This window comes from Mycobacterium ulcerans subsp. shinshuense (assembly GCF_002355775.1).
In the GTDB taxonomy this organism is placed as follows: domain Bacteria; phylum Actinomycetota; class Actinomycetes; order Mycobacteriales; family Mycobacteriaceae; genus Mycobacterium; species Mycobacterium marinum.
Genome location: NZ_AP017624.1, coordinates 1 through 24,878 on the forward strand (window position 1 = coordinate 1; position 24,878 = coordinate 24,878).

General features: G+C 64.9%; 19 protein-coding genes, 2 tRNA genes and 2 pseudogenes. 13 read left to right on the forward strand and 10 right to left on the reverse strand.

The features are described from left to right. The 10 genes and pseudogenes from dnaA to SHTP_RS00050 all read left to right on the forward strand — a co-directional run bounded on the left by dnaA (position 1) and on the right by SHTP_RS00050 (position 12,199). Positions 1-1,533 carry a chromosomal replication initiator protein DnaA gene (gene dnaA, locus SHTP_RS00005; RefSeq protein WP_096369405.1) on the forward strand — a complete coding sequence of 511 codons (1,533 nt, stop codon included), beginning with the start codon at positions 1-3 and terminating at the stop codon, positions 1,531-1,533. Between the two features lie 540 nt (positions 1,534-2,073). Next, a complete protein-coding gene (gene dnaN, locus SHTP_RS00010) occupies positions 2,074-3,282 on the forward strand; it encodes a DNA polymerase III subunit beta (protein ID WP_096369406.1) in 1,209 nt (402 codons plus the stop codon). Positions 3,283-3,302: 20 nt separating this feature from the next. Further along, on the forward strand, positions 3,303-4,460 hold the full coding sequence (recF, locus tag SHTP_RS00015) for a DNA replication/repair protein RecF (RefSeq protein WP_096369407.1): 1,158 nt from the start codon (positions 3,303-3,305) through the stop codon (positions 4,458-4,460). Beyond that, entirely contained in the window at positions 4,457-5,020 is a 564-nt protein-coding gene (locus SHTP_RS00020; protein WP_096369408.1) for a DUF721 family protein, read from the forward strand. The genes recF and SHTP_RS00020 overlap by 4 nt, the downstream gene beginning before the upstream one ends. Before the next feature lie 254 nt (positions 5,021-5,274). Next, positions 5,275-7,308, forward strand: coding sequence for a DNA topoisomerase (ATP-hydrolyzing) subunit B (gyrB, locus tag SHTP_RS00025; RefSeq protein ID WP_096369409.1), 2,034 nt, complete (start codon positions 5,275-5,277; stop codon positions 7,306-7,308). Positions 7,309-7,347: 39 nt separating this feature from the next. Beyond that, positions 7,348-9,867 (forward strand): DNA gyrase subunit A, encoded by a 2,520-nt coding sequence (gene gyrA, locus SHTP_RS00030; RefSeq protein WP_096369410.1) that lies wholly within the window; start codon positions 7,348-7,350, stop codon positions 9,865-9,867. Positions 9,868-9,950: 83 nt separating this feature from the next. Then, positions 9,951-10,850: pseudogene (locus SHTP_RS00035) on the forward strand (DUF3566 domain-containing protein); the annotation flags it as partial. A gap of 63 nt (positions 10,851-10,913) precedes the next feature. Beyond that, a tRNA-Ile gene (locus tag SHTP_RS00040) sits at positions 10,914-10,987 on the forward strand. A gap of 163 nt (positions 10,988-11,150) precedes the next feature. Beyond that, positions 11,151-11,223 (forward strand) — tRNA-Ala (locus tag SHTP_RS00045). 136 nt (positions 11,224-11,359) lie between these two features. Then, positions 11,360-12,199, forward strand: coding sequence for an SAM-dependent methyltransferase (locus SHTP_RS00050; protein WP_231991683.1), 840 nt, complete (start codon positions 11,360-11,362; stop codon positions 12,197-12,199). Between the two features lie 27 nt (positions 12,200-12,226). Here the strand turns inward: SHTP_RS00050 and SHTP_RS00055 are convergent. Further along, a pseudogene (locus tag SHTP_RS00055) lies at positions 12,227-12,965 on the reverse strand (MerR family transcriptional regulator). 110 nt (positions 12,966-13,075) lie between these two features. Beyond that, a complete protein-coding gene (gene cwsA, locus SHTP_RS00060) occupies positions 13,076-13,504 on the reverse strand; it encodes a cell wall synthesis protein CwsA (RefSeq protein ID WP_096369413.1) in 429 nt (142 codons plus the stop codon). Positions 13,505-13,668: 164 nt separating this feature from the next. Between cwsA and SHTP_RS00065 the strand changes: the two genes are divergently transcribed. Then, positions 13,669-14,217 (forward strand): peptidylprolyl isomerase, encoded by a 549-nt coding sequence (locus SHTP_RS00065; protein WP_011738416.1) that lies wholly within the window; start codon positions 13,669-13,671, stop codon positions 14,215-14,217. Between the two features lie 10 nt (positions 14,218-14,227). On the opposite strand, the gene SHTP_RS00070 is transcribed toward SHTP_RS00065, so the two are convergent. Together SHTP_RS00070 and crgA are read right to left on the reverse strand one after the other, a co-directional pair. Next, entirely contained in the window at positions 14,228-14,653 is a 426-nt protein-coding gene (locus SHTP_RS00070) for a PH domain-containing protein (RefSeq protein WP_096369414.1), read from the reverse strand. A gap of 155 nt (positions 14,654-14,808) precedes the next feature. Further along, on the reverse strand, positions 14,809-15,090 hold the full coding sequence (crgA, locus tag SHTP_RS00075; RefSeq protein ID WP_011738418.1) for a cell division protein CrgA: 282 nt from the start codon (positions 15,088-15,090) through the stop codon (positions 14,809-14,811). A gap of 128 nt (positions 15,091-15,218) precedes the next feature. On the opposite strand from crgA, the gene SHTP_RS00080 reads away from it, so the two are divergent. Together SHTP_RS00080 and SHTP_RS00085 are read left to right on the forward strand one after the other, a co-directional pair. After that, entirely contained in the window at positions 15,219-15,962 is a 744-nt protein-coding gene (locus tag SHTP_RS00080; protein ID WP_096369415.1) for a DUF881 domain-containing protein, read from the forward strand. 37 nt (positions 15,963-15,999) lie between these two features. Next, on the forward strand, positions 16,000-16,686 hold the full coding sequence (locus SHTP_RS00085) for an aminodeoxychorismate/anthranilate synthase component II (RefSeq protein WP_096369416.1): 687 nt from the start codon (positions 16,000-16,002) through the stop codon (positions 16,684-16,686). On the opposite strand, the gene pknB is transcribed toward SHTP_RS00085, so the two are convergent. From pknB to SHTP_RS00115, 6 genes are read right to left on the reverse strand one after another with little or no spacing between them, the layout of a single operon-like run. Beyond that, positions 16,664-18,544 carry a Stk1 family PASTA domain-containing Ser/Thr kinase gene (pknB, locus tag SHTP_RS00090; RefSeq protein ID WP_096369417.1) on the reverse strand — a complete coding sequence of 627 codons (1,881 nt, stop codon included), beginning with the start codon at positions 18,542-18,544 and terminating at the stop codon, positions 16,664-16,666. The two genes, SHTP_RS00085 and pknB, sit on opposite strands and share 23 nt — an antisense overlap. After that, positions 18,541-19,899 carry a serine/threonine-protein kinase gene (locus SHTP_RS00095; protein WP_096369418.1) on the reverse strand — a complete coding sequence of 453 codons (1,359 nt, stop codon included), beginning with the start codon at positions 19,897-19,899 and terminating at the stop codon, positions 18,541-18,543. The genes pknB and SHTP_RS00095 overlap by 4 nt, the downstream gene beginning before the upstream one ends. Next, positions 19,896-21,371 (reverse strand): D,D-transpeptidase PbpA, encoded by a 1,476-nt coding sequence (gene pbpA / locus SHTP_RS00100; protein WP_096369419.1) that lies wholly within the window; start codon positions 21,369-21,371, stop codon positions 19,896-19,898. Before pbpA ends, SHTP_RS00095 begins: the two co-directional genes overlap by 4 nt. After that, positions 21,368-22,777: an FtsW/RodA/SpoVE family cell cycle protein gene (locus SHTP_RS00105; protein WP_012392026.1), complete on the reverse strand. Its 1,410-nt coding sequence runs from the start codon at positions 22,775-22,777 to the stop codon at positions 21,368-21,370. The genes pbpA and SHTP_RS00105 overlap by 4 nt, the downstream gene beginning before the upstream one ends. Beyond that, on the reverse strand, positions 22,774-24,333 hold the full coding sequence (locus SHTP_RS00110) for a PP2C family protein-serine/threonine phosphatase (RefSeq protein ID WP_096369420.1): 1,560 nt from the start codon (positions 24,331-24,333) through the stop codon (positions 22,774-22,776). The genes SHTP_RS00105 and SHTP_RS00110 overlap by 4 nt, the downstream gene beginning before the upstream one ends. Then, complete coding sequence (locus SHTP_RS00115) at positions 24,330-24,797, reverse strand: FHA domain-containing protein FhaB/FipA (RefSeq protein WP_015353896.1); 468 nt, start codon at positions 24,795-24,797, stop codon at positions 24,330-24,332. The genes SHTP_RS00110 and SHTP_RS00115 overlap by 4 nt, the downstream gene beginning before the upstream one ends. Positions 24,798-24,878: the final 81 nt, after the last annotated feature.

Sequence of the window (24,878 nt, forward strand, 5' to 3'; positions counted from 1 at the left end):
TTGACCAATGACCCCGGTTCCGGTTTCGCCGCAGTGTGGAATGCCGTCGTCGCTGAGCTCAACGGAGAACCCAACACTGATGGTGATGCCGGCACCGGCACCACTTTGACCAGTCCACTAACCCCCCAGCAAAGAGCTTGGTTGAACCTCGTCCAACCGCTCACCATCGTTGAGGGGTTTGCTCTGCTGTCGGTCCCGAGCAGCTTTGTGCAAAACGAGATCGAACGCCACCTGCGCACCCCGATCACCGCAGCGCTGAGCCGTCGGCTTGGACAACAGATCCAGCTCGGCGTCCGCATCGCCCCGCCGCCCGCCGACGATGATGACGATTTGGTGGCCGCCGCGGTCGAGGACCCCGGCCTCGAAGCGTCACCAGAAACGTCACAAGAAGTCTCCGACGAGATCGATGACTTTGGCGAAAACGCGCCAAATTGGCGGCAAAGCTGGCCGACGCACTTCAAGAAGCGCTCAACCGACGCTGATACCAGCGCTAGCGCCGGCGGTACCAGCCTCAACCGCCGCTACACGTTCGACACCTTCGTCATCGGAGCCTCCAACCGATTCGCGCACGCGGCCACTCTGGCGATCGCCGAGGCACCCGCCCGTGCCTACAACCCACTTTTCATCTGGGGCGAGTCCGGACTGGGCAAAACACACCTGCTGCACGCCGCGGGGAACTACGCACAGCGTTTGTTCCCGGGCATGCGCGTCAAATACGTGTCCACCGAGGAATTCACCAACGACTTCATCAACTCGCTGCGTGATGACCGCAAAGTCGCCTTCAAACGCAGTTACCGCGACGTCGACGTATTGCTCGTCGATGACATCCAGTTCATCGAAGGCAAAGAAGGTATCCAGGAAGAGTTCTTCCACACCTTCAACACGTTGCACAACGCGAACAAGCAGATCGTGATCTCCTCGGACCGGCCGCCCAAACAGCTGGCCACTCTCGAAGACCGGCTCAGAACCCGGTTCGAGTGGGGACTGATCACCGACGTTCAACCCCCCGAGCTGGAAACCCGCATCGCGATCTCGCGCAAGAAGGCGCAGATGGAGCGACTCGCGGTGCCCGACGACGTCCTAGAACTGATTGCCAGCAGCATCGAACGCAACATTCGCGAACTCGAGGGTGCGCTCATCCGTGTCACCGCGTTTGCCTCGTTGAACAAGACCCCCATCGACAAGGCACTTGCCGAGATCGTGCTGCGTGATCTGATCGCCGACGCCGGCACCATGCAAATCAGCGCGGCCACCATCATGGCTGCCACCGCCGAATACTTCGACACCACGGTCGAAGAGCTCCGCGGCCCTGGCAAGACCCGAGCGCTAGCTCAGTCGCGACAGATCGCTATGTACCTGTGCCGGGAGCTCACTGACCTGTCACTACCCAAGATCGGCCAGGCATTCGGGCGCGACCACACCACGGTCATGTACGCCCAGCGCAAGATCCTGTCCGAAATGGCCGAGCGCCGTGAGGTCTTCGATCACGTCAAGGAGCTCACCACCCGCATTCGGCAGCGCTCCAAGCGCTGATCCGCGGCCAGCTCCAGTAATTTCTGCAAAAAAAACTTCTCTCACGTTAGTCACACGAGTTACACGACGCCGGTGTGTGTAGTCCTGTGCACAAACGCTGCAGACATTCATGTAATTTTCGGACTGGAGTGCACACCGCCCGTCCCATCCCCAACAGGCCAACACAGACCACACAGCCACCCGCAGCGTGATCCACAGCCCCACCGGTCCTCTAGCTGCGTCAAGACCCGGCTGTCCCCAGAATTAACACCCCTTATTACGGTTATTGAGATCTCTTCGATGATTGTTCTTTGAAGAACAGCGTTGGGGACATCCGCTACACAGCGCCGCATCGCAGCGCGTGTCGGCTGACTTGTCGTCACTGACAGCGAGCTTTCAAGTTCGGGCTTGAAGCTCTACGGTTGGTGTTCGACTGTCGTTGCGGACGTCTTGGTGTAACTACACGCCACTGACGTACGAAGCGGTCAGTCCCACCTGCCGGCGGCAAAGTCGGCTCATGGATTTACGGGTTTTGAACTCACTGTTAGGTGAAGGGACGCAATGGACGCGGCTACGACACGAGCTGGTCTCACCGACTTGAAATTTCGTTTGGTGCGCGAGTCCTTCGCCGATGCGGTGTCGTGGGTCGCAAAAAACTTGCCCACCAGGCCTGCGGTGCCGGTGCTGTCGGGGGTGTTGTTGACCGGCTCCGACGAGGGGCTGACCATCTCGGGTTTTGACTACGAAGTTTCCGCAGAAGTCCGGGTTCCCGCCGAAATCGCTTCTCCTGGAACGGTTTTGGTATCAGGACGATTGCTGTCCGACATTACCCGCGCACTGCCGAACAAGCCGGTCGACTTCTACGTCGACGGTAACCGCGTCGCGCTGACCTGTGGGAACGCCAGGTTTTCACTTCCGACGATGGCGGTTGAGGATTACCCGACGCTGCCCACACTGCCCGAGGACACCGGCACGCTGCCCGCCGAGCTGTTCTCCGAGGCGATCGGTCAGGTCGCCATCGCCGCAGGTCGTGATGACACCTTGCCCATGTTGACCGGTATTCGTGTCGAGATCTCAGGCGAGAAAGTGGTTTTGGCGGCCACCGACCGGTTCCGCCTGGCAGTTCGCGAGTTGACCTGGAATGCGTTGTCCCCCGACATCGAGGCGGCGGTGTTGGTGCCGGCCAAGACCCTGGGCGAGGCGGCCAAAGCCAACACCGATGGTTCGGAAGTCCGGTTGTCGTTGGGCGCCAGTATGGGGGTTGGCAAGGACGGCCTGCTGGGTATCAGCGGTGACGGCAAGCGCAGCACCACGCGGCTCCTTGATGCGGAGTTTCCCAAGTTCCGTCAGCTGTTGCCGGCCGAACACACCGCGGTGGCCAGCGCCGATGTGGCTGAGCTGACCGAGGCGATCAAGCTGGTCGCCTTGGTGGCCGACCGCGGCGCCCAGGTGCGCATGGAGTTCGCCGATGGAATGTTGCGGCTTTCGGCCGGAGCCGATGACGTCGGACGGGCCGAAGAAGACATTGCCGTTGAGTTCGCGGGTCAACCCTTGACCATCGCGTTCAACCCGACATATCTGATCGACGGTTTGGCCTCGTTGCATTCCGAGCGGGTGTCGTTCGGTTTCACCACGCCGGGCAAGCCGGCGCTGTTGCGGCCAGCGTCCGCTGAGGACCGGATTGTCAGCGGTCCCGGGGATCAAGGTCCCTTCGCGGCGGTGCCGACCGACTACGTCTATCTGTTGATGCCGGTTCGGTTGCCGGGCTGACCACCATGGTGCCGAAATAGGTGTACGTCCGGCATTTGGGATTGCGTGATTTCCGTTCGTGGGCGCACGCGGATCTTGAACTGGGGCCCGGACGAACGGTGTTCGTCGGTCCGAACGGATTTGGCAAGACCAATATCATTGAGGCGCTGTGGTATTCGGCCACATTGGGGTCGCACCGGGTCGGTACCGACGCGCCGTTGATCCGCGCGGGTGCCGACCGAGCTGTGATCTCGACGATCGTGGTCAATGACGGTCGAGAATGTGCGGTGGATCTGGAGATCGCCGCAGGCCGTGCTAACAAGGCGCGGTTGAATCGATCACCGGTGCGCAGCACGCGCGAGGTGATCGGTGTTTTGCGGGCGGTGTTGTTTGCCCCCGAAGATCTGGCCTTGGTGCGTGGGGACCCGGCGGATCGTCGCCGCTACCTCGATGACTTGGCGACGTTGCGCCGACCGACCATCGCCGGCGTGCGTGCCGACTACAACAAGGTGCTGCGGCAGCGCACCGCATTGCTGAAATCCGTTTCAGGAGCACGGTTTCGGGGAGACCGCGGCGCGTTGGACACCTTAGATGTATGGGACAGCCGGCTGGCGCAACATGGTGCGGAACTGATGGCGGCCCGCGTTGATTTGGTGCGTCTACTGGCACCGGAAGTGGAGAAGGCATATCAGCTGCTGGCGCCGGAGTCGCGGTCAGCGGCGATCGCGTATCGAGCCAGCATGGATGCATTCGTGGCTGCCGACGACGCCGCGCCGGATCGTGTCACCCTGGAAGAAGGGTTGTTGGCGGCGTTGGCCGCGCGCCGTGATGCCGAGTTGGAGCGGGGTGTGTGTCTGGTAGGTCCGCACCGTGACGACTTGGAATTGCGTCTCGGCGACCAGCCGGCAAAGGGCTTTGCCAGCCATGGGGAGTCATGGTCAATGGCGGTGGCGCTGCGATTGGCGGCCTTTGCGCTGCTGCGCGCCGACGGTAGCGAACCGGTCTTATTACTCGACGATGTGTTCGCTGAGCTCGATGCCGCCCGTCGCACGGCTTTGGCAAGGGTCGCCGAGTCGGCCGAACAAGTCTTGGTAACCGCGGCGGTGCTCGAAGACATCCCTTCGGGCTGGGATGCTCGCAAGGTGCATATCGATCTGCGTGACAGTGCCGACGGCCGGGTATCGGCGGTGCAGTCGTGAACGGTGACGGCGAACAGCCCGGGCCCGGTGACGGCGCAGCACGTGACGAATTGCCCGGCATGGACTTGGTGCGGCGTACTTTGGCCGAAGCGCGGGCGGCAGCGCGCGCCCGTGGCCAAGACCCGGGGCGAGGTTTCGCCGCGGGGCCCGCGCCGCGACGTGTGGCGGGGCGACGCCGTAGTTGGTCAGGACCCGGGCCGGACACCAGGGATCCGCAACCGCTGGGCAAGCTGACGCGCGACTTGGCGAAAAAGCGCGGGTGGTCCGGTCACGTCGCGGAAGGCACCGTGCTGGGTCAGTGGAGTCAAGTGGTCGGCGCGCAGATCGCCGATCACGCAACGCCCACGGCGCTCAATGAGGGTGTGTTGAGTGTGACGGCCGAATCAACGGCGTGGGCGACACAGTTGCGGATCATGCAATCACAACTGTTGGCCAAGATCGCCGCAGCGGTGGGCAACGGCGTGGTGACCTCGCTCAAGATCACCGGCCCGGCCAGTCCGTCGTGGCGCAAAGGGCCCCGACACGTCGCTGGTAGAGGCCCTCGCGACACCTACGGCTAGGTCCCACGCGGACAAATGCGACCCCTCGAATCGAGTCCACGGCCATGGAGGTCTCAGATCGGCTAGGACGAGATGGACCCGCATCTCCAACGTCGGGACGCATCGGGAAGCAAGATATCGAGCGCACGGCGCAGTTAGATAGGTAGAAACGCGCCCAGAGAATCGGTGCGGACAACCACTCACGGTAGAGTGGAGGAGCGACTGCTGCGGTGACTGGACCGCGCGCATCCAACCCCGAGGAGAACATTCGGACCGTGGCTGCCCAGAAGAAGAAGGCACAAGACGAATACGGCGCTTCGGCGATCACCGTTCTCGAAGGCCTCGAGGCCGTCCGTAAACGCCCCGGTATGTACATCGGGTCCACCGGTGAGCGCGGTCTGCACCACCTGGTGTGGGAGGTCGTCGACAACTCGGTGGACGAGGCGATGGCCGGCTACGCCACCCAGGTGAACGTGCGGCTGCTCGATGACGGCAGTGTCGAGGTCGCTGACAACGGCCGAGGCATTCCGGTCGCGATGCACGCCACCGGCGCCCCGACCGTCGACGTCGTCATGACCCAACTGCACGCCGGCGGCAAGTTCGGCGGCGAGAACAGTGGTTACAACGTCAGTGGTGGTCTGCACGGCGTGGGTGTGTCGGTGGTCAACGCGCTGTCCACCCGACTGGAAGTCGACATCAAGCGCGACGGATACGAGTGGTCGCAGTTCTACGACCGCGCCCAGCCGGGCACCCTCAAACAGGGCGCGGCAACCAAGAAGACCGGAACCACCATCCGGTTCTGGGCCGACCCGGACATCTTTGAGACCACCGAATACGACTTCGAGACGGTGGCGCGGCGCCTGCAGGAGATGGCGTTCCTCAACAAGGGCCTGACCATCAACCTCACCGACGAGCGGGTCACCCCGGACGAGGTCGTCGACGACGTCGTCAGTGATACCGCCGAAGCACCAAAGTCCGCCCAGGAGAAGGCCGCCGAATCGACCGCGCCGCACAAGGTCAAGAGCCGCACCTTCCACTATCCCGGCGGTTTGGTCGATTTCGTCAAGCACATCAACCGCACCAAGAGTCCTATTCAGCAGAGCATCGTCGACTTCGAGGGCAAGGGCTCCGGCCACGAAGTCGAAATCGCGATGCAGTGGAACGGTGGCTACTCCGAGTCGGTGCACACCTTCGCCAACACCATCAACACCCATGAGGGTGGAACGCACGAAGAAGGCTTCCGCAGTGCGTTGACCTCGGTGGTGAACAAGTACGCCAAAGACAAGAAGCTGCTCAAGGACAAGGACCCCAACCTCACCGGTGACGACATCCGCGAGGGGTTGGCCGCGGTCATCTCGGTGCGGGTGGCAGAGCCGCAGTTCGAGGGTCAGACAAAGACCAAGCTGGGCAACACCGAGGTCAAGTCGTTTGTCCAGAAGGTTTGCAACGAGCAGCTCACCCACTGGTTCGAGGCCAATCCTTCGGAAGCCAAAACCATTGTGAACAAGGCGGTCTCCTCGGCGCAGGCACGTCTCGCCGCGCGCAAGGCGCGAGAGTTGGTGCGGCGCAAGAGCGCAACCGATCTCGGTGGGCTGCCCGGTAAGTTGGCCGACTGCCGCTCGACAGATCCGCGCAAGTCGGAACTGTATGTGGTGGAGGGTGACTCCGCCGGCGGCTCGGCAAAGAGTGGCCGCGATTCGATGTTCCAGGCGATCCTGCCGCTGCGCGGCAAGATCATCAATGTCGAAAAGGCACGCATCGACCGAGTCCTGAAAAACACTGAAGTCCAGGCGATCATCACCGCGTTGGGTACCGGTATTCACGACGAATTCGACCTCTCGAAGCTGCGCTATCACAAGATCGTCTTGATGGCCGACGCCGACGTCGACGGCCAACACATCTCCACGTTGTTGTTGACCCTGTTGTTCCGCTTCATGCGTCCGCTGATCGAGAACGGCCACGTGTTCCTGGCACAGCCGCCGCTGTACAAGTTGAAGTGGCAGCGCACCGAACCCGAGTTCGCCTACTCCGATCGGGAGCGCGACGGCCTCCTCGAGGCTGGGCTCAAAGCCGGCAAGAAGATCAACAAGGAAGACGGCATTCAGCGTTACAAAGGTCTGGGCGAGATGGACGCCAAGGAGCTGTGGGAAACCACGATGGACCCATCGGTTCGGGTGCTGCGCCAGGTGACCCTCGACGATGCGGCGGCCGCCGACGAATTGTTCTCCATTCTGATGGGTGAAGACGTCGATGCACGCCGCAGCTTTATCACCCGTAATGCCAAAGACGTTCGGTTCCTGGACGTTTAGACCCCGAGTCCGCGTTTTGACTGAGCAAACGAGGAATAGATGACAGACACGACGCTGCCGCCTGGTGGTGAAGCTAGTGACCGGATAGAACCGGTCGACATTCAGCAGGAGATGCAGCGCAGCTACATCGACTACGCGATGAGCGTCATCGTCGGCCGGGCCCTGCCCGAAGTCCGCGACGGGCTCAAGCCGGTACACCGCCGTGTGCTCTATGCCATGTATGACTCCGGGTTCCGGCCGGACCGCAGTCACGCCAAGTCGGCGCGCTCGGTCGCCGAAACGATGGGTAACTACCACCCGCACGGTGACGCGTCGATCTATGACACCTTGGTGCGGATGGCGCAGCCGTGGTCGCTGCGCTACCCGCTGGTCGACGGTCAGGGCAACTTTGGGTCGCCGGGTAATGACCCGCCAGCCGCCATGCGGTACACCGAGGCTCGCCTGACCCCGCTGGCGATGGAAATGTTGCGTGAAATCGACGAGGAGACAGTCGATTTCATCCCGAACTACGACGGTCGGGTGCAGGAACCGACGGTGTTGCCCAGCCGGTTCCCCAACCTGTTGGCCAACGGGTCCGGCGGCATCGCGGTCGGCATGGCCACCAACATCCCGCCGCACAACTTGCGTGAACTCGCCGAAGCGGTGTTCTGGTGCCTGGAAAACCACGACGCCGACGAAGAGGCGACGCTGGCCGCGGTCACCGACCGCGTTAAGGGACCCGACTTCCCCACCTCGGGTCTGATCGTCGGTACCCAAGGCATCTCCGATGCCTACAAGACCGGTCGCGGTTCCATCCGGATGCGCGGAGTCGTTGAGATAGAGGAAGATTCGCGCGGCCGGACATCACTGGTTATCACCGAGCTGCCGTATCAGGTCAACCACGACAACTTCATCACCTCGATCGCCGAGCAGGTTCGCGACGGCAAACTGGCCGGCATCTCCAACATCGAGGATCAGTCCAGCGACCGGGTGGGCCTGCGGATCGTCGTCGAGATCAAACGCGACGCCGTGGCCAAGGTGGTCCTCAACAACCTCTACAAGCACACCCAGCTGCAGACCAGCTTCGGCGCCAACATGCTGTCCATCGTCGATGGCGTACCGCGCACCCTGCGTCTGGACCAGATGATCCGCTACTACGTCGAACACCAACTCGACGTGATCATCCGACGCACCACCTACCGGCTGCGAAAAGCCAATGAGCGGGCCCACATTCTGCGCGGTCTGGTCAAGGCGCTGGACGCGCTCGACGAGGTGATCGCACTGATCCGGGCGTCGCAGACGGTCGACATCGCCCGCGCCGGCCTGATCGAGTTGCTCGGCATCGACGAGATCCAGGCCCAGGCCATCCTGGACATGCAGCTGCGGCGGCTGGCCGCCCTGGAACGCCAGCGCATCGTCGACGATCTGGCCAAGATCGAGGCCGAGATCGCCGATCTGGAAGACATCCTGGCCAAACCGGAACGCCAGCGCGCCATCGTGCGGGACGAACTCGCCGAGATCGTCGACAAGCACGGCGACGACCGTCGTACCCGGATCATCGCCGCCGACGGCGACGTGAGCGATGAGGACTTGATCGCCCGCGAGGACGTCGTCGTCACGATCACCGAAACCGGCTACGCCAAGCGGACCAAGACCGACCTGTACCGCAGCCAGAAGCGCGGCGGCAAGGGCGTGCAGGGTGCCGGTCTCAAGCAAGACGACATCGTCCGGCACTTCTTCGTCTGCTCAACGCATGACTGGATCTTGTTCTTCACCACCCAGGGCCGGGTCTATCGGGCCAAGGCCTACGAACTGCCCGAGGCGTTACGCGCCGCGCGTGGGCAGCACGTGGCGAACCTGTTGGCATTCCAGCCCGAGGAACGCATCGCCCAGGTGATCCAGATCAAGAGCTATGAGGACGCGCCCTACTTGGTGCTGGCCACCCAGAACGGGTTGGTCAAGAAATCCAAGTTGACCGACTTCGACTCCAACCGCTCCGGGGGGATCGTGGCGATCAACCTGCGCGGTGAAGACGAACTCGTTGGCGCCGTGCTGTGTTCGTCCGAGGAAGACCTGTTGCTGGTCTCGGCGAACGGTCAGTCGATTCGGTTCTCGGCGACCGACGAGGCGCTGCGGCCGATGGGCCGGGCCACCTCCGGCGTGCAGGGCATGCGGTTCAACGCCGATGACCGGCTGCTGTCGCTGAATGTGGTCCGAGAGGGCACCTACTTGCTGGTGGCCACGGCGGGCGGCTACGCCAAACGCACTGGGATCGAGGAGTATCCGGTCCAGGGCCGCGGCGGCAAGGGCGTGCTGACCATCATGTACGACCGCCGGCGTGGCCGGCTGGTCGGCGCGCTGATCGTCGATGACGACAGCGAGCTCTACGCGATAACCTCCGGTGGCGGTGTCATCCGTACCGCGGCTCGCCAGGTCCGCAAGGCGGGACGGCAGACCAAGGGCGTTCGGTTGATGAACCTCGGCGAGGGTGACACGCTGTTGGCCATCGCCCGCAACGCTGAAGAAAACGCCGACGAAGCTGTCGCGGAAGCAACCGACACCGACGAGTCCAGCAACTAGGGCCGGGGCGGGGTACACCCGCCCTGGGGCAAAGCGTGGGGCCATTAGACTCAGCGACCTGGGTACATACGTTAGGAGTCCGGGTGACCTCACCGAACGATCCAGGCGCCCCCAATATGGGCGACAACTTCAATGGGGACGCCGCGGTCGACCGTTCCGGCGTACACCGGGCGGGGACGGGGCCCGGCCGGCTACCCGATCCAGCGGATTCACCGCCCTGGCAGCGGGGTGCGGCGCGACCGGGAAACCCGGGGCCACGCCCACCCGAACAGTCCGGTGAGGGGCGGGTGCCCGGTCCGACGTCGGCCGCCGACGCCCGGCTGAGCCGCTTCATCTCCGGTACGTCGGCGCCGGCCGGCGGGCCGGCTCCGGTCAAGGCCCCGCCGCCGGAGGCCGAAGCCCCACCGGTGCGTGGCGAGAACCTCCCGGCGGAGGTCTACGCCAGCGAACTGCCCGATCTGTCCGGACCGGCTCCCCGACCCGTGCAGCGCAAGCCCGCCCCCGATCGTGGGGCGGACAATTCCGGGGCCCATCCGATGGCCGGTGCGGCACGGTCGGCGGCCGCCGAAGCCCGGGAATCGCGGGAATCGCGCTTCCAGGTGTCGTCTCGGCGGGCGGCGCGCGGCCCGGTACGGGCCAGCATGCAGATCCGACGGATCGATCCGTGGAGCACGCTGAAGGTGTCGGCGCTGCTCTCGGTGGCGCTGTTCTTCATCTGGATGATCGCGGTGGCCTTCCTGTACCTGGTTCTGGGCGGTATGGGCGTGTGGGCCAAGCTCAACAGCAACGTCGGCGACCTGCTGAACAACACCAGCGGCAGTAGCGCGGAGCTGGTCTCCAGCGGAACCATCTTCGGCGGTGCCGTGCTGATCGGCTTGGTGAACATCGTTTTGATGACGGCGATGGCCACCATCGCGGCATTTATCTACAACCTGGCGACCGATCTGATCGGCGGTATCGAGGTCACCCTGGCCGATCGCGACTTGCGGTTTTGGGAGTCGGGAACCCATTGCGGTAATCTCGTCGCTCGGCCGTATGCGCAATACGGGCCTATAGCTCAGGCGGTTAGAGCGCTTCGCTGATAACGAAGAGGTCGGAGGTTCGAGTCCTCCTAGGCCCACGACCATGTGCCCATCAAGACATAGCGTGCGGCTCGTGTTGCTGCTGGTAGCGACTGCTGTGGTAGCAGCATCGGTGCGGGCACGGCGCAGCGTCGAGGTCTGGCACGTGGCGCCGGATCCGGATTCTGGATTCGTACCCGGTTATCCACCCGGTCACGACGAGGGGCCTTAGCTCAGTTGGTAGAGCACCGCCTTTGCAAGGCGGGTGTCAGGGGTTCGATTCCCCTAGGCTCCACAAATCATCTGTCTGACCTCGGCTGGTCGCCCACTTTCCTGGCATGAGGGTCGTTGTGCGCCGAACTCGTCACACCGACCATGCGCGCACTGCAATGTTGCGGATTTGCTCCCGATCACCGAATCAAGGATCAATCGTGGTGAATGTGAACCGACCCGACTATGTACTGGGCCATTCGGACTACGAGTTGGGCCGCCTGGGCCGCCAGGCCATGCTGCTGGACGCGACCACGCGCGAGTACGTGGCCACCGCGGGCCTTGAGCCCGGGATGCGGGTGCTCGATGTGGGCAGCGGTCCCGGAGAGGTCGCGTTTGTCGCCTCGGAGCTGACGATGCCCGGCGGCGAGGTGGTCGGAACGGACCGAGCGGCCGGCGCGGTGAGCGCGGCATCGGCGACCGCGGCGGTGCGGGGGCTATCCGAAACCGTTCGCTTCCGGCTGGGTGACCCCGCCGACTTGAGCTTCGAGCGGCCATTCGATGCGATTGTGGGCCGCTACGTCCTGACCTTCCAGGCCGATCCCGCCGCCATGCTGCACCGACTGTCTCAACATCTGGTGCCTGGCGGGATCGTGGCGTTTCACGAGCCGGACTGGAGTGCCGTCCGCTCGTCGCCACCGGCGCCCACCCACGACCGCTGCTGTTACTGGATCCGCGAGGCGTTGGACCGCACCCACACCTCCTGGGACATGGCCGACCGCCTACACAACGCCTTCACCGGTGCCGGGCTACCGGCACCGACGTTGACCATGCGGACCTTCATCGGGGCCGGGCGTGCGGCCGCGGTGTGGCTACAAGCCCTCGCCGATCTGGTTGAGACGCTGCTGCCGACCATCCAGGCCCAGGGTGTGGCGACCGCGATCGAGGTCGGTATTGAAACGCTGACGCAGCGGCTGCTCGAGGAGGTCAGCGATCTGGGCGCGACGGTTATCGGACGCTCCGAGGTCGGAGCGTGGACCCGCACCCCGCACAGCGGCTAGCACCGCGACCAGGACGGGCCGGTCACGTCAGCCGCCGGCCCGGTTCGCGTTGGCGTGAATGGCCTCGCGACAGTAGGCCGCGAGCCCCGGCAACCCGAATGATTCGTCGTAGGTGGCGATGTACCTGGGGTCGCTCACGTACATGTCGCCAGGTTGCGGTGAAAGGCCGGCGGGCAGTCGTAGAACCAGCGATTCACGTGGCGGCGGTGTTGCTCCGCCGCGTTCATAGCCTCCTCGGAGTCGGCCGGCAGCCCAGCGCGGAAGGCGTCGGACAAGGCCTTCTCAATGGCTTGGCCCTCGGCCTTGATCCGAACTTGGTGCGGCGTTGGGATTCCTTCCACTCCGCGGTCTCGCCCCACTTCTGCTCGGTCTCGACCCGGTAGTCGTCGAAGCCGTCACCGAAGAGTTCGCGCATGTCGTCGACGGTCATGGGGGTGTTGGTCATGGCTTTCTCCAATGCCAGATCGATTGCCTCGACGAGGTCCTTCATCTCATCGAGTCGCGCCATGACGCGTTCGCGCTGACGAACCAGGTGGCTGACCGCATTGCCCTCGTCGAGCAGCCGCGCGATCTCGTCGAGCGGCAGCTCGAGTCGGCGGTAGACGATGACCTGGGACAGGCGCGTCAGGTCCGCCGACGTGTAAACCCGGTAACCCGAGGCCGCACGTCGACTCGGGATCAACAACCCGATTTCGTCATAGTGGTGAAGCGTGCGCACCGTGATGCCGAATCGCTCCGCGACCTGGCCCACGGTGAGTCCGTCCACCGGCGTCTCCTGCGTCACGTCGATCAGGTTGGCGCCTCACGTCGCGTGAGGGTCAAGCCGTCGTGATAGGCGGCCTAGTTGCCCGAGTCCATGGGCACGCTAAGCGAGTCCTAGGGACGCGGCTGGACGTCAACGCTGGGTGGGCGCGGGGACGGCTCGGGCTGCGACGAACGGCGCACCACGGTGAATGCCACCGCACCGCCGGCCACGACAACCACGGTGACCGCCCCGGCAATCACCCAGGGACGCTTACTGCGGCCCTGCTTGCGCCGGGCCTCCTGAATCACCCGGGGCAGATTGGCGACCACTTCTTGAGCGGCGGCCAGCTCCTGGGCAATCGCTTCCTGAGCGGCGGCAACCTCGCGGGCCAAGCGGCCCTGGGGGTACCGGCGGCGAAGCTCCGACGCGGTCGACTGCGCAGAGTGCACCCCGAGTCCCACAACACCTCGGGTCACATCCACCGGCCCCACCGCCGTGTAGGTCAGCCCGCGGGTCAGTCGCTCCCGTGGCGTCAACCGTGCTTCCGCCTGCTCGCTCATCTGCCGCCTCTCTACTGTCGTGCCAAACCGTCTTGCCAGGCCCTGGCCCAGAGCTACTCCGGTCCCTACACAGACTGCCACCATTAGGGCGTTCGCGGGCCCATTGCCCGCACACGGCTTCCCGCGAGTCGGAATGACACCGGCTGCGGCCGGGCCCGTCTGTAATGGCAGACTGTGATTCCGTGACTAACAGCCCAATTCAGACTGCAACCGCCACGCTGCACACCAACCGCGGGGATATCAAGGTCGCCCTCTTCGGGAACCACGCTCCCAAGACCGTTGCCAACTTTGTCGGCCTTGCGCAGGGCACCAAGGAATATTCGACCCAGAACGCATCCGGTAGCACCTCCGGCCCGTTCTACGATGGCGCTGTCTTTCACCGGGTGATCCGGGGCTTCATGATCCAGGGCGGCGACCCCACCGGCACCGGCCGCGGCGGACCGGGCTACAAGTTCGCTGACGAGTTCCACCCGGAGCTGCAATTCGACAAGCCCTACCTGCTGGCGATGGCCAACGCCGGGCCGGGCACCAACGGCTCGCAGTTCTTCATCACCGTCGGCCCGACGCCGCACCTGAATCGGCGCCACACGATCTTCGGCGAGGTGAGCGACCCGGACTCACAGGGTGTGGTGGAGGCGATCGCGACGACCTCCACCGACGGCAGCGACCGGCCCACCGAACCGGTCGTGATCGAGTCGATCACTATTTCCTGACACCTTCAGCTCAACGTTTGCCGCGGCCGGCATAGCCGGCCGCGGTGAGCGCGTCGAGTACGTCGAGCGGATCGGTACCGAGATCCCACCGCGACAAGACGAACATGGCGTCGTTGTCCCCCTCGATCTCGAGCAAACGGACCGTGCGCGCATGGCGACGGAATTCGTTGATCCGGATGATCTTGATGCTGGCGGGGCGCAGCAGCTGAGTCCGAAGCCGGCCGCGGATCGCTAGGCCCTCACGCGTGATTGCCAGCTTTGGCCGCGCGCGCCACGATTCGCCCGCAAACAAGATCAGACCCAGTGCGGCAACGCCTGCCAGAATGCGCCCAGGCGGGTCTGTGACGACGGTCACAGCGGCGGTAGCCATCAAAACGCCAGCGAGCGCACAACCAGTGATCCCCGCCGTCCGCGGCGACCATTGTGTTTGCTGCATGCGCTACTTCAGCCCTCCGACCACGGGGGATACGGTTATCCACAGACGCTATCAACAGTGGGGATAAATCACACGCGTGTGATTGAACTACAAAAGAGTTGATGGCGCGGTGACCCTCCTACCCAGTAATGAATTCATTACGGGTGTGGTATGGGTCAGTGCCAGCGCATCGTGAGCAACAACCCGGTGATCATGAAAGCGAACGCGATCGCGTAGTTCCACGGACCCAGCTGAGCCATCCAATTGAGCGCCGCGGGAGCTTGACTACCGACGGCAGCCAACTGGAACACCATCAACCAGACCAGGCCGATGAGCATCAAACCGATGAACAACGCGACGAACCAGACGCTGGAAGGGCCGACCTTCACCTTCACTGGGGTGCGGCTCACCGGCTTGACGGTGAAGTCGTTCTTCTTACGGACCTTCGACTTGGGCATTGGTACCTCGAAATACCTCAACAACACAATGAGCGGGACAGGACTGCAACGATTACGGCTGCAGCATTAGGCATAGCTTTGCCACGAGACTAACCCAACCGGCCCTGTGACCAGGAAATGGAGGCGGCATGACCGATGAGCGCCGCTCGCCGTGGCGCTTCGGCGTTCCGCTGGTCTGCCTACTGGCCGGTCTGCTGCTGGCCGCCACCCACGGGGTCTCCGGCGGCGCGGAAATCCGCCGCAGCGATGCACCACGACTGGTGGACCTGGTCCGTCAGTCGCAGTCGTCGGTCAACCGCCTCAACGCTGAGCGCGATGCCCTCACCGCGCGGATCGACGCGAACCACCTGCGGTCCTCTGATGCCGCCCTGACGGCGATGCTGCGCCGAGCCCGCGAGTTGGCCAGCGAGGCCGATATGGATCCGGCGCACGGCCCGGGCCTGGTGGTCACGCTCAACGACGCGCAGCGCGACGCCAACGGCCGCTTCCCGCGCGACGCCTCCCCCGATGACCTGGTGGTGCACCAACAAGACATCGACGCCGTTCTCAACGCGATGTGGAGTGCCGGCGCCGAGGCGATTCAGATGCAGGACCAGCGCATCATCGCCAACTCGGTGGTTCGCTGCGTCGGCAACACCCTGTTGCTCAACGGTCGCACCTACAGCCCGCCCTACATCATTACCGCGATCGGAGATGCGGCCGCGATGCAAGCGGCGCTCGAGGCGGCACCACTGGTGGTCCTCTACAAGCAGTATGTGGTACGCTTTGGTATGGGCTACCGCGAGGAAGCCAAATCCGATGTGAATGTCGCCGGGTACTCCGAACCGGTCCGGATGCACTACGCGCAGCCGCTCGGTCCGGTGGGCTACTGAGCCGACCAGAACTCGGGCCGGACGGTAACCTGTCACGATGCCCATCCTGGTCGTCGACAACTACGACAGCTTCGTGTTCAACCTGGTCCAGTACCTGGGCCAGTTGGGTGTGCGGGCCGAGGTGTGGCGAAACGACGACCCGCGGCTCTGCGACGAGGCCGCCATCGCGGCGCAATTCGATGGGGTGCTGCTCAGCCCGGGCCCGGGCACTCCGGAACGAGCCGGTGCATCGGTGAGTTTGGTCCGGGCGTGTGCGGAGGCGCGCACGCCACTGTTGGGGGTATGCCTGGGCCACCAGGCCATCGGGGTTGCCTTCGGGGCGACCGTCGATCGGGCGCCCGAGCTGCTGCACGGTAAGACCAGCAGCGTCTATCACACAAATGTTGGCGTCCTACAAGGACTTCCCGACCCGTTCACGGCAACCCGCTATCACTCGCTGACCATCCTGCCGGACTCGCTGCCGGCCGAGCTGGAAGCCACGGCGCACACCCGCAGCGGAGTGATCATGGGAGTTCGCCACACCGAGCTGCCGATTCACGGTGTCCAGTTCCACCCCGAGTCGATCCTGACCGAGGGCGGGCACCGGATGCTGGCCAACTGGCTGGCCTACTGCGGATGGGCGCGCGACGACACGCTGGTGCGACGTTTGGAAAACGAGGTCGCCAGCGCGATCCGACCGCACCTGCCGGTGGAGGCCGGAACTACTGACCGAACTTTAGCGTGACAATGCCGTCGCGGTTCACCCCGGCACCGGCGGGCGGATTCTGATACACGACCCGGTTGTGCTGGGAACCGCCGGCGTCCACGTCGGGCCCCTTGTCCAGTGATCCCGTCCAGCCCAGCGCGCGCAACCGCGGCTCGGCGTCGGTCCAGAACATGCCGGACAGGTCGGGCATGACGAACTGATTGCCCTTGGACACCTGTAGATCGATCACCGAATCGATCGGCACCGTGGTGCCCGCCGGCGGATTGGTGGCGATGACGCTGCCGGCAGGCTTGGGGCTATCCACCGATGCCTGACTGAACTTGGTGAACCCGTAAACGTTGAGGTTCTGTTCGGCTTCCTCAACACTTTGGCCCGCGACGTCGGGAATCTGCTTGGTCGCGGGGCCAGAGCCGACGATGATCGTGATGACGTTGGTGATCGCCGACGTCTGGTTGGCCGGCGGGTTGGTTCCGATGACCTTGCCCATCAGCTCGGGGGTCGAGGGCGACTTGGCCTCTTTGAACCTGCCGAATCCCGCCGCGGTCAGCTTCTTGACGGCCTCGGCGTAGGTCATCGAGGAGACGTCGGGGAGCTCGCGCTGCTCGGGACCGGTGGAGACGTTGATGGTGATCTGGTCGCCGGCCGACACCGAGGCGTTGGCGGCCGGGTCGGTACCGATGACGTGGTCGGGTGGGATCGTCGAGTCCGGCTTGAGCAGGGTGCGGGTCTTGAAGCCACGGTTTTGCAGCGCAGCGATGGCATCCGCCGATGCTTGGCCCCGCACATTGGGAACTTGCACGTTGCGGGTGTTGCCGCCGAACGTGTTGATGGCGATGGCGACGACGATCGTCAGTACGGCCACCACGGCCACCACGGCCACCCAGCGGCCGACCGAGGGCGTGCTGCGGTCCCGGTCGGTGTTATCGAGTGTCTGGCGAGGCAGCGGGTCGGTGCGTGGCGCGGCCGGGCTGGACGGTGAGGACGCCGTCAGGGAGCGCCGCTCGGCGCCGGTCAGCACTTTAGGTGCCTCGGGCGCTTCGCCGTTGTGCACCCGCACCAGGTCGGCGCGCATCTCCGCGGCGGTCTGGTAGCGGTTGTCCGGGTTCTTGGCCAGGGCCTTGAGCACCACCGCATCCAGCTCGGCGGAAATCCCTTCGTGGCGTTCCGACGGCGGGATGGGGTCTTCCCGAACATGCTGGTAGGCGACCGCGACCGGGGAATCGCCGGTGAACGGTGGCTCGCCGGTCAGGATCTCGTAGAGCACGCATCCCAACGAGTAGACGTCAGATCGTGCGTCGACCGAATCGCCGCGGGCCTGCTCGGGCGACAGGTACTGCGCGGTGCCGATGACCGCCGCGGTCTGGGTGACGCTGTTGCCGCTGTCGGCGATCGCGCGCGCGATGCCGAAGTCCATCACCTTGACCGCATTGGTGGTGCTGATCATGATGTTTGCCGGCTTGACGTCGCGGTGAATGATGCCGTTTTGATGGCTGAAGTTCAGTGCCTGGCACGCGTCCGCGATGATCTCGATGGCGCGCGTCGGGGCCATCGGGCCGTCGGTGTGCACGATGTCACGGAGGGTGACCCCGTTCACGTACTCCATGACGATGTAGGGCAACGGTCCGGACGGCGTCTCGGCTTCGCCGGTGTCATACACCGCGACAATCGCCGGGTGATTGAGCGCGGCGGCGTTTTGCGCCTCCCGCCGGAAGCGCAGATAGAAGCTGGGATCGCGAGCCAGGTCAGCGCGCAGCACCTTGACCGCGACGTCGCGGTGTAGCCGCAGGTCGCGGGCGAGGTGTACCTCCGACATACCTCCGAAACCGAGGATGTCGCCCAGTTCGTAGCGGTCGGACAGGTGCTGAGGGGTGGTCATCGCTGCATCTCAAATCGGGCCAGCGCCGCACGATGCTGCGGCGTCACCGTGACATTCCAGCTGGTTGCGCTGTCCCGGTTCCCTATCGGGCGATTTCGGCCCGCATCGTCGACCAGGTCAGGCTGGTTACTTTGCAGTCCAGGATTCCCTATTGATTGACCATCCGTCCAATTAAGGCGCGGCCCCTGACCGGTCGGCGTTTGGTGAGCCGTTGTGGTCTGGGTGACGGTCGGCGGCGGTGACTGTTGCTGGCTGTCGGCCCGCGAATTGATGACGATGAGCACCGCGATGATGATCGCCAGTGCGCCCAACACCCCGGCGGCCCACAGCAACGCGCGCTGCCCCGAGGAGAAGGTACGCCGGGCCGGTGGCGGCCGGTGTCCGCCCGTCGCGGGCCGGGTTCGGCGCGGCGTGGTCGTCCGGGTGGTGGGCGCGGGCGCGATCCGCGCCGGTGCGCTCGACGGGATGGCTGCCGGGGCAGCCCGGCCGGCGGGCGGTGACTGGCTGGGTCGGGGCGGGCGCCGGCCGGCGCGCACCGCGGCGACGGCGTCGGCGAAGGGTCCCCCACTGCGGTACCGCAGGCCGGGGTTCTTGACCAGCGTGATCTCGATCAGCTCGCGCACATTCGGCGGGAGTTCGGCCGGCAGCGGCGGCGGCGGCTCTTTGATGTGCTTCATCGCCACCGTCAGAGCTCCGTCGCCGGTGAACGGACGTTTACCCGAAACCGCTTCGTAGCCAACCACTCCCAACGAGTAGACGTCGCTGGACGGGCTGGCATCCTGGCCGAGCGCCTGCTCGGGCGCGATGTACTGGGCGGTGCCCATCACCATGCCGGTCTGGGTCACCGGTGCCGCATCGACGGCCTTGGCGATACCGAAGTCGGTGATCTTGACCTGCCCGGTGGGGGTGATCAGGATGTTGCCCGGCTTGACGTCGCGGTGCACCAGGCCGGCCGCGTGGGCGACCTGCAGAGCCCGCCCGGTCTGCTCGAGCATGTCCAGCGCGTGCCGCAGCGATAGCCGCCCGGTGCGTTTGAGCACGGAGTTCAGCGGTTCGCCGTTGACCAGCTCCATCACCAGGTAGGCGGTGCGGCCCTCACCGTTCATCTGGCTTTCGCCGTAGTCGTGCACGGCGGCGATGCCGGGATGGTTGAGCATCGCGGTGGTGCGTGCCTCGGCGCGGAACCGCTCGATGAACTCGGGGTCCGACGAGAATTCCTGTTTGAGGACCTTGACCGCGACGCGCCGGCCCAACCGGCTGTCGACCGCTTCCCAGACCTGGCCCATGCCACCGGTGGCGATGAGCCGCTGCAGGCGATACCTGCCAGACAGCGTCATACCAACTATTGGGCTCATGGTTCCCCCTGAAGCGCGGCCTCGATCACGGCCCGCCCGATCGGGGCCGCGAGCGCGCCGCCGGTCGCAGAAAGGCGATCGGCCCCATTTTCCACCAGCACCGCGACAGCAACTTTGGGAGCCTGTGCGGGGGCAAACGCGATATACCACGCGTGAGGTGGGGTATGACGGGGATCGGTGCCGTGCTCTGCGGTACCCGTCTTGGATGCGATCTGCACGCCGGGGATGGCCCCTTTCTGCTGTGCGACTTGCTCGGCGCCGACCATCAGCTCTGTTAGCTTAGCGGCGACCTGCGGTGACACCGCGCGGCGCTGCTGATGTGGTGCGGTGGTGCTGATATTGGCCAGGTCGGGCCCTTTGAGGCTGTCGACCAGGTAGGGCCGCATCACGACGCCGCCGTTGGCGATGGTCGCGGCAATCTGCGCGTTTTGCAGCGGTGTGAGCGCGACGTCCTTTTGTCCGATGCTCGACATGCCCAGTGCGGCGGCGTCCGGGATGGGTCCGACCGTGGACTCGGCCACCTGCAGGGGTATCGCGCTCGGTGGGGTGTCCAGCCCGAAGGCATGTGCCATGCTGCGCAGAGCCGCCGCGCCGGTCGAGATGCCCAACTGCACAAACGCGGTGTTGCAGGACTTGGCGAACGCCTCGCGAAGCGACACGGTCTGCCCACTGCCACACGGGGCACCGCCGTAGTTCTCCAGGGTCGCCGTGCTGTCGGGCAGCGGAATGTTGGCGGCGGCGGTCAGCTGGTCGTTCTCGGTGGCCCCGGCCTGCAATGCGGCGGCGGTGGTGATCACCTTGAAGGTCGAGCCGGGCGGATACGTTTCCGAAATTGCCCGATTGGTCAGCGGGGAGCTGGGATCGTCGCGCAAATCCTTCCAGGCTTCGGCCTGTGCCTCCGGATCGTGCGACGCCAGCAGGTTGGGGTCATACGACGGCGAAGAGACCAGCGCCAAGATCTTGCCGGTCGACGGTTCCAGCGCGACGACGGCGCCCTTGCAGGGCCCGCCGCAGCCCTGCTGCATGGCGTCCCACCCGGCCTGCTGGATGCGCGGGTTGATCGTGGTGTCGACGTTGCCGCCACGGGGGTCGCGGCCGGTGAAGAAGTCGGCCAGCCGGCGACCGAACAGGCGCTGGTCGGATCCGTTGAGGAGCGGATCCTCGGCGCGCTCCAGGCCGGTGCTGGAATAGCGCAGCGAGTAGAAGCCCGTTACCGGCGCGTACACCTCTGGGTTGGGATAAACCCGCAGGAAACGGAACCGGCTGTCGGTGGCCACCGAGTAGGCCAGCAGCTGGCCGCCGGCGGTGATCTGGCCGCGCTGGCGGGAGTACTCGTCGAGGAGCACCCGCTGGTTGCGGGGATCGGCTCGTAACCCGTCGGCGGTGAAGACCGGGGTCATCGTGGCGTTGAGCAGTAGTAGCACGATCAACGCCATCACGGTCACCGAGATTCGGCGCAGAGAGGCGTTCATACCCGCTCGATCACCTCTGTGCCGGCCGCCGCGATGGACGACGTATTTCGAGGGCGGGTGCGCAATGGTCGTCGGGCACCGTGGGAGATTCGCGCCAGGATGGCCAGCAGCACGTAGTTGGCCAGCAGCGACGACCCGCCGTAGGACATCCATGGTGTGGTCAACCCGGTCAGCGGGATGAGCTTGGTGACGCCGCCGACGACGATGAACAGCTGGATGGCCAGCGTTGATGCCAGACCGGCGGCCAAGAGCTTGCCGAAGCTGTCGCGGGTGGCGATCGCCGTACGCAGTCCGCGGATGATGACGATGGTGTAGAGCATCAAGATGGCGGCCAGCCCCACCAGCCCGAGCTCTTCCCCGAACGCGGCGATGATGAAGTCGGTCGACGCCGCGGGCACGGTATCGGGCTGTCCGTTGCCCAGACCGGTACCGAAGATGCCGCCGGTCGCGAAGCTGAACAGGGCTTGCACCATTTGGTAGCCGGTGCCGTCGGGATCGGCGAACGGGTCGAGCCAGTTCTGCACCCGGACGCGGACATGGTGGAAAACGAAGTAGGCGACCACGCTTCCGGCGGTGAACAGCGTCAGCCCGATGATGACCCAACTGAACCGTTGCGTGGCCAGGTAAAGCACCACCAGGAATGACGCGTACAACAGCAGCGAGGTGCCGAGGTCCTTTTCGAAGACCATCACACCGACCGAGGCCACCCAGGCCGCCAGCAGCGGCGCGAGGTCGCGCGGGCGCGGCAGGGTCATGCCCATCAGGTGCTTGCCGGCGCTGGTGAACAGTCCGCGCTTGGCCACCAACACCGCCGAAAAGAAGATCAGCAGCAGAATCTTGGAGAACTCGGCGGGCTGGATGGAGAAGCCGGGCAACCGAATCCAGATCTTGGAGCCGTTTTCCTCAGACAAGGCCGCGGGCAGTACCGCGGGGATCGCCAGCAACACCAGACCCGCCAGACCACAGGTGTAGCCATAGCGCGCCAGCTGGCGATGGTCCTTGAGAAACGTCACCACCAGCGCAAACGACGCCACCCCGACCAGAGTCCACAGCATCTGTTGGTTTGCGCTGGGATGTGCGCGGTGGCCGATCTGCTTGTCGACGAGGTCGAGCCGGTGGATCATCACCAGGCCCAGTCCGTTGAGCAGCGCCACCACCGGCAGCAGCAGCGGATCGGTGAACGGCGCGAAGCGTCTGATCGCCAGGTGCGCGAAGCCGAACAGGGTGAGGAAGGCCAGCCCGTAGCTGGCTAGGTCCCAATGGATGGCCCGGTCTTGATTGGCTTCCACGATGAATAGCGCAGCGATGGTGATCACCGCGGCGAAGCACAACAGCAGCAGTTCGGCGTTTCGTCGGGTCGGCAACGGGGGCGTCACCGTTACCGGTGGCTGCAGCTGGGTCGTCATGCCGCCGCCCGGCAGTCAATGCCCGGCTGCGGTGGGGGTGGCGGGAGTGCGGTCACGTTCGGCGAACTCGTCGTCGACGTCGGAGTAGGTGACGTCGGGGCCGCCGGCGAGGTACCCGCGGGCGGGGTGCTGGTAGCTGCCGTACTTCCGGAAGTCGTGGTCGGCGTGGTGCTGGCCGAGGGAGTCGGGGTGGTCGTCGACGCTGGTGAGGAGGTGACGCTGGGCTGTCCGGGTGTCTCGCTGGCGGTGCTCGGGGCAGATGATTCCGGCGGCGAGGTGGCGCGCGGCGCGGGGCAGGGTGGCAGCAGCGAGTTGGCGGCCAACTCGCGCAACTGCCCGATCGCGTTGTCGAGCGAGCCGGCGGGAAGGCCGGCCTGCACCTGTGCGCGTTCGGGTGGGCGCAGGTCGTCCAACTTCATCAGATTGCAGTCGAGATGCTCGCCGGATTGCTGATAGCTGATTTGGGACAGCTCGTTGCGTGCGTTCAGACAGCCCATGAGATACGGCTCGTGCAGGGACATGCCGAGAAACGACCCCTGAATGCCCCGCATGATCGATACGGTGCCGTTGAATTCGGCGACGTAATAGTTGTTGCGGATCACCGCACGGCTGATGAACAGGCCCGCCACCACCAGCAGCACCACCAGCGTGGCGACCAGTGCCATCCGTCGCCATGACCAGCGAGGCCGGTGAACGGTCTCGACTTGCGGCGGAACCCGCTTGACCGCCTCTTTGCGGGCGGTTATCGCCGAAGCCCGTCCTGCGGCGGTGTTGGGCAGGGTCAGCTGGTCGTCATCACCGGAGACCGCGCCGGCCAGGATCGGCTGGGTTTGTCCGTATTCGTAGTCGACGACGTCGGCCACCACGACCGTGACGTTGTCGGGACCGCCCCCGCGCAGGGCCAGCTCGATGAGACGGTAGGCGCTTTCGGCGACGTCGGGAATCTGCAGCGCTTCATGGATGGTTTCGTCGCTCACCGGATCCGACAGGCCGTCCGAGCACAGCAGATAGCGGTCGCCGGCGCGAGCTTCTCGCATGGTCAACGTCGGCTCGACCTCATGACCGGTCAGCGCACGCATGATCAGCGAACGCTGCGGGTGGCTGTGCGCCTCCTCCGCGGTGATCCGCCCCTCGTCCACCAGCGTCTGGACAAACGTGTCGTCCTTGGTGATCTGGGTCAGCTCACCGTCGCGCAGCAGGTAGCCGCGGGAGTCACCGATGTGCACCAGCCCCAGTCGGTTACCGGCAAACAGGATCGCGGTGAGTGTGGTCCCCATGCCTTCGAGCTCGGGTTCCATCTCGACTTGGGCGGCGATAGCCGAGTTGCCGGAGCGCACCGCGGCATCCAGCTTGGCCAGCAGGTCGCCGCCGGGCTCATCGTCGTCCAGATGTGCCAGCGCGGCGATGACCAACTGGGATGCCACTTCCCCGGCGGCGTGGCCGCCCATGCCGTCGGCCAGCGCCAACAGGCGTGCCCCGGCGTACACGGAGTCCTCGTTATTGGCGCGTACCAGGCCGCGATCACTGCGGGCGGCGTAGCGCAAGACTAGGGTCACGGGCGCAACTCGATTGCCGTCTTGCCGATTCGCACCGGCGTTCCCATGGGAACTCGTACCGCAGTCGTCACCTTCGCCCTGTCAAGGTAAGTACCGTTGGTCGATCCTAAGTCCTCGACGTACCACTCCGATCCTCGTTGGGAAAGCCTGGCGTGGCGCGTCGAGGCGTAGTCGTCAGTCAACACCAGGGTCGAGTCGTCCGCGCGTCCAATCAATACCGGCTGTCCACTCAAAGTTATGCGGGCGCCGGTCAGCGCCCCCTCGGTCACTACGAGATAGCGTGCCGACTGCCCGCGCCGCCGCGACGGTAAGAGCGTCCCGCGCAACGCCAGACCGCGGCGCACCATGACGGCACCGGTCGGTGCGTAGATATCGGTCCGCAGGATCCGCAACACCGACCAGATGAAAAGCCACAGCAGCATCAAAAAACCGGCACGCGTCAGTTGCAGTACTAACCCCTGCATCTGGCGTCCTTTCCGTCCTGGCATCCGTCCTTGCACTGCCCACCCCACGCCGGTGCCGAGCACATCAGCAAGGTCACGATA

Bases quoted from the DNA above. Each gene is read 5' to 3' on its own strand.
- SHTP_RS00065 (WP_011738416.1), top strand. From the start codon at position 13,669: ATGGCAGACTGTGATTCCGTGACTAACAGCCCAATTCAGACTGCAACC.
- SHTP_RS00105 (WP_012392026.1), bottom strand. From the start codon at position 22,777: ATGACGACCCAGCTGCAGCCACCGGTAACGGTGACGCCCCCGTTGCCG.
- dnaN (WP_096369406.1), top strand. From the start codon at position 2,074: ATGGACGCGGCTACGACACGAGCTGGTCTCACCGACTTGAAATTTCGT.
- SHTP_RS00070 (WP_096369414.1), bottom strand. From the start codon at position 14,653: ATGCAGCAAACACAATGGTCGCCGCGGACGGCGGGGATCACTGGTTGT.
- SHTP_RS00080 (WP_096369415.1), top strand. From the start codon at position 15,219: ATGACCGATGAGCGCCGCTCGCCGTGGCGCTTCGGCGTTCCGCTGGTC.
- crgA (WP_011738418.1), bottom strand. From the start codon at position 15,090: ATGCCCAAGTCGAAGGTCCGTAAGAAGAACGACTTCACCGTCAAGCCG.
- SHTP_RS00115 (WP_015353896.1), bottom strand. From the start codon at position 24,797: ATGCAGGGGTTAGTACTGCAACTGACGCGTGCCGGTTTTTTGATGCTG.
- SHTP_RS00085 (WP_096369416.1), top strand. From the start codon at position 16,000: ATGCCCATCCTGGTCGTCGACAACTACGACAGCTTCGTGTTCAACCTG.
- SHTP_RS00095 (WP_096369418.1), bottom strand. From the start codon at position 19,899: ATGAGCCCAATAGTTGGTATGACGCTGTCTGGCAGGTATCGCCTGCAG.
- cwsA (WP_096369413.1), bottom strand. From the start codon at position 13,504: ATGAGCGAGCAGGCGGAAGCACGGTTGACGCCACGGGAGCGACTGACC.
- gyrA (WP_096369410.1), top strand. From the start codon at position 7,348: ATGACAGACACGACGCTGCCGCCTGGTGGTGAAGCTAGTGACCGGATA.
- pbpA (WP_096369419.1), bottom strand. From the start codon at position 21,371: ATGAACGCCTCTCTGCGCCGAATCTCGGTGACCGTGATGGCGTTGATC.
- pknB (WP_096369417.1), bottom strand. From the start codon at position 18,544: ATGACCACCCCTCAGCACCTGTCCGACCGCTACGAACTGGGCGACATC.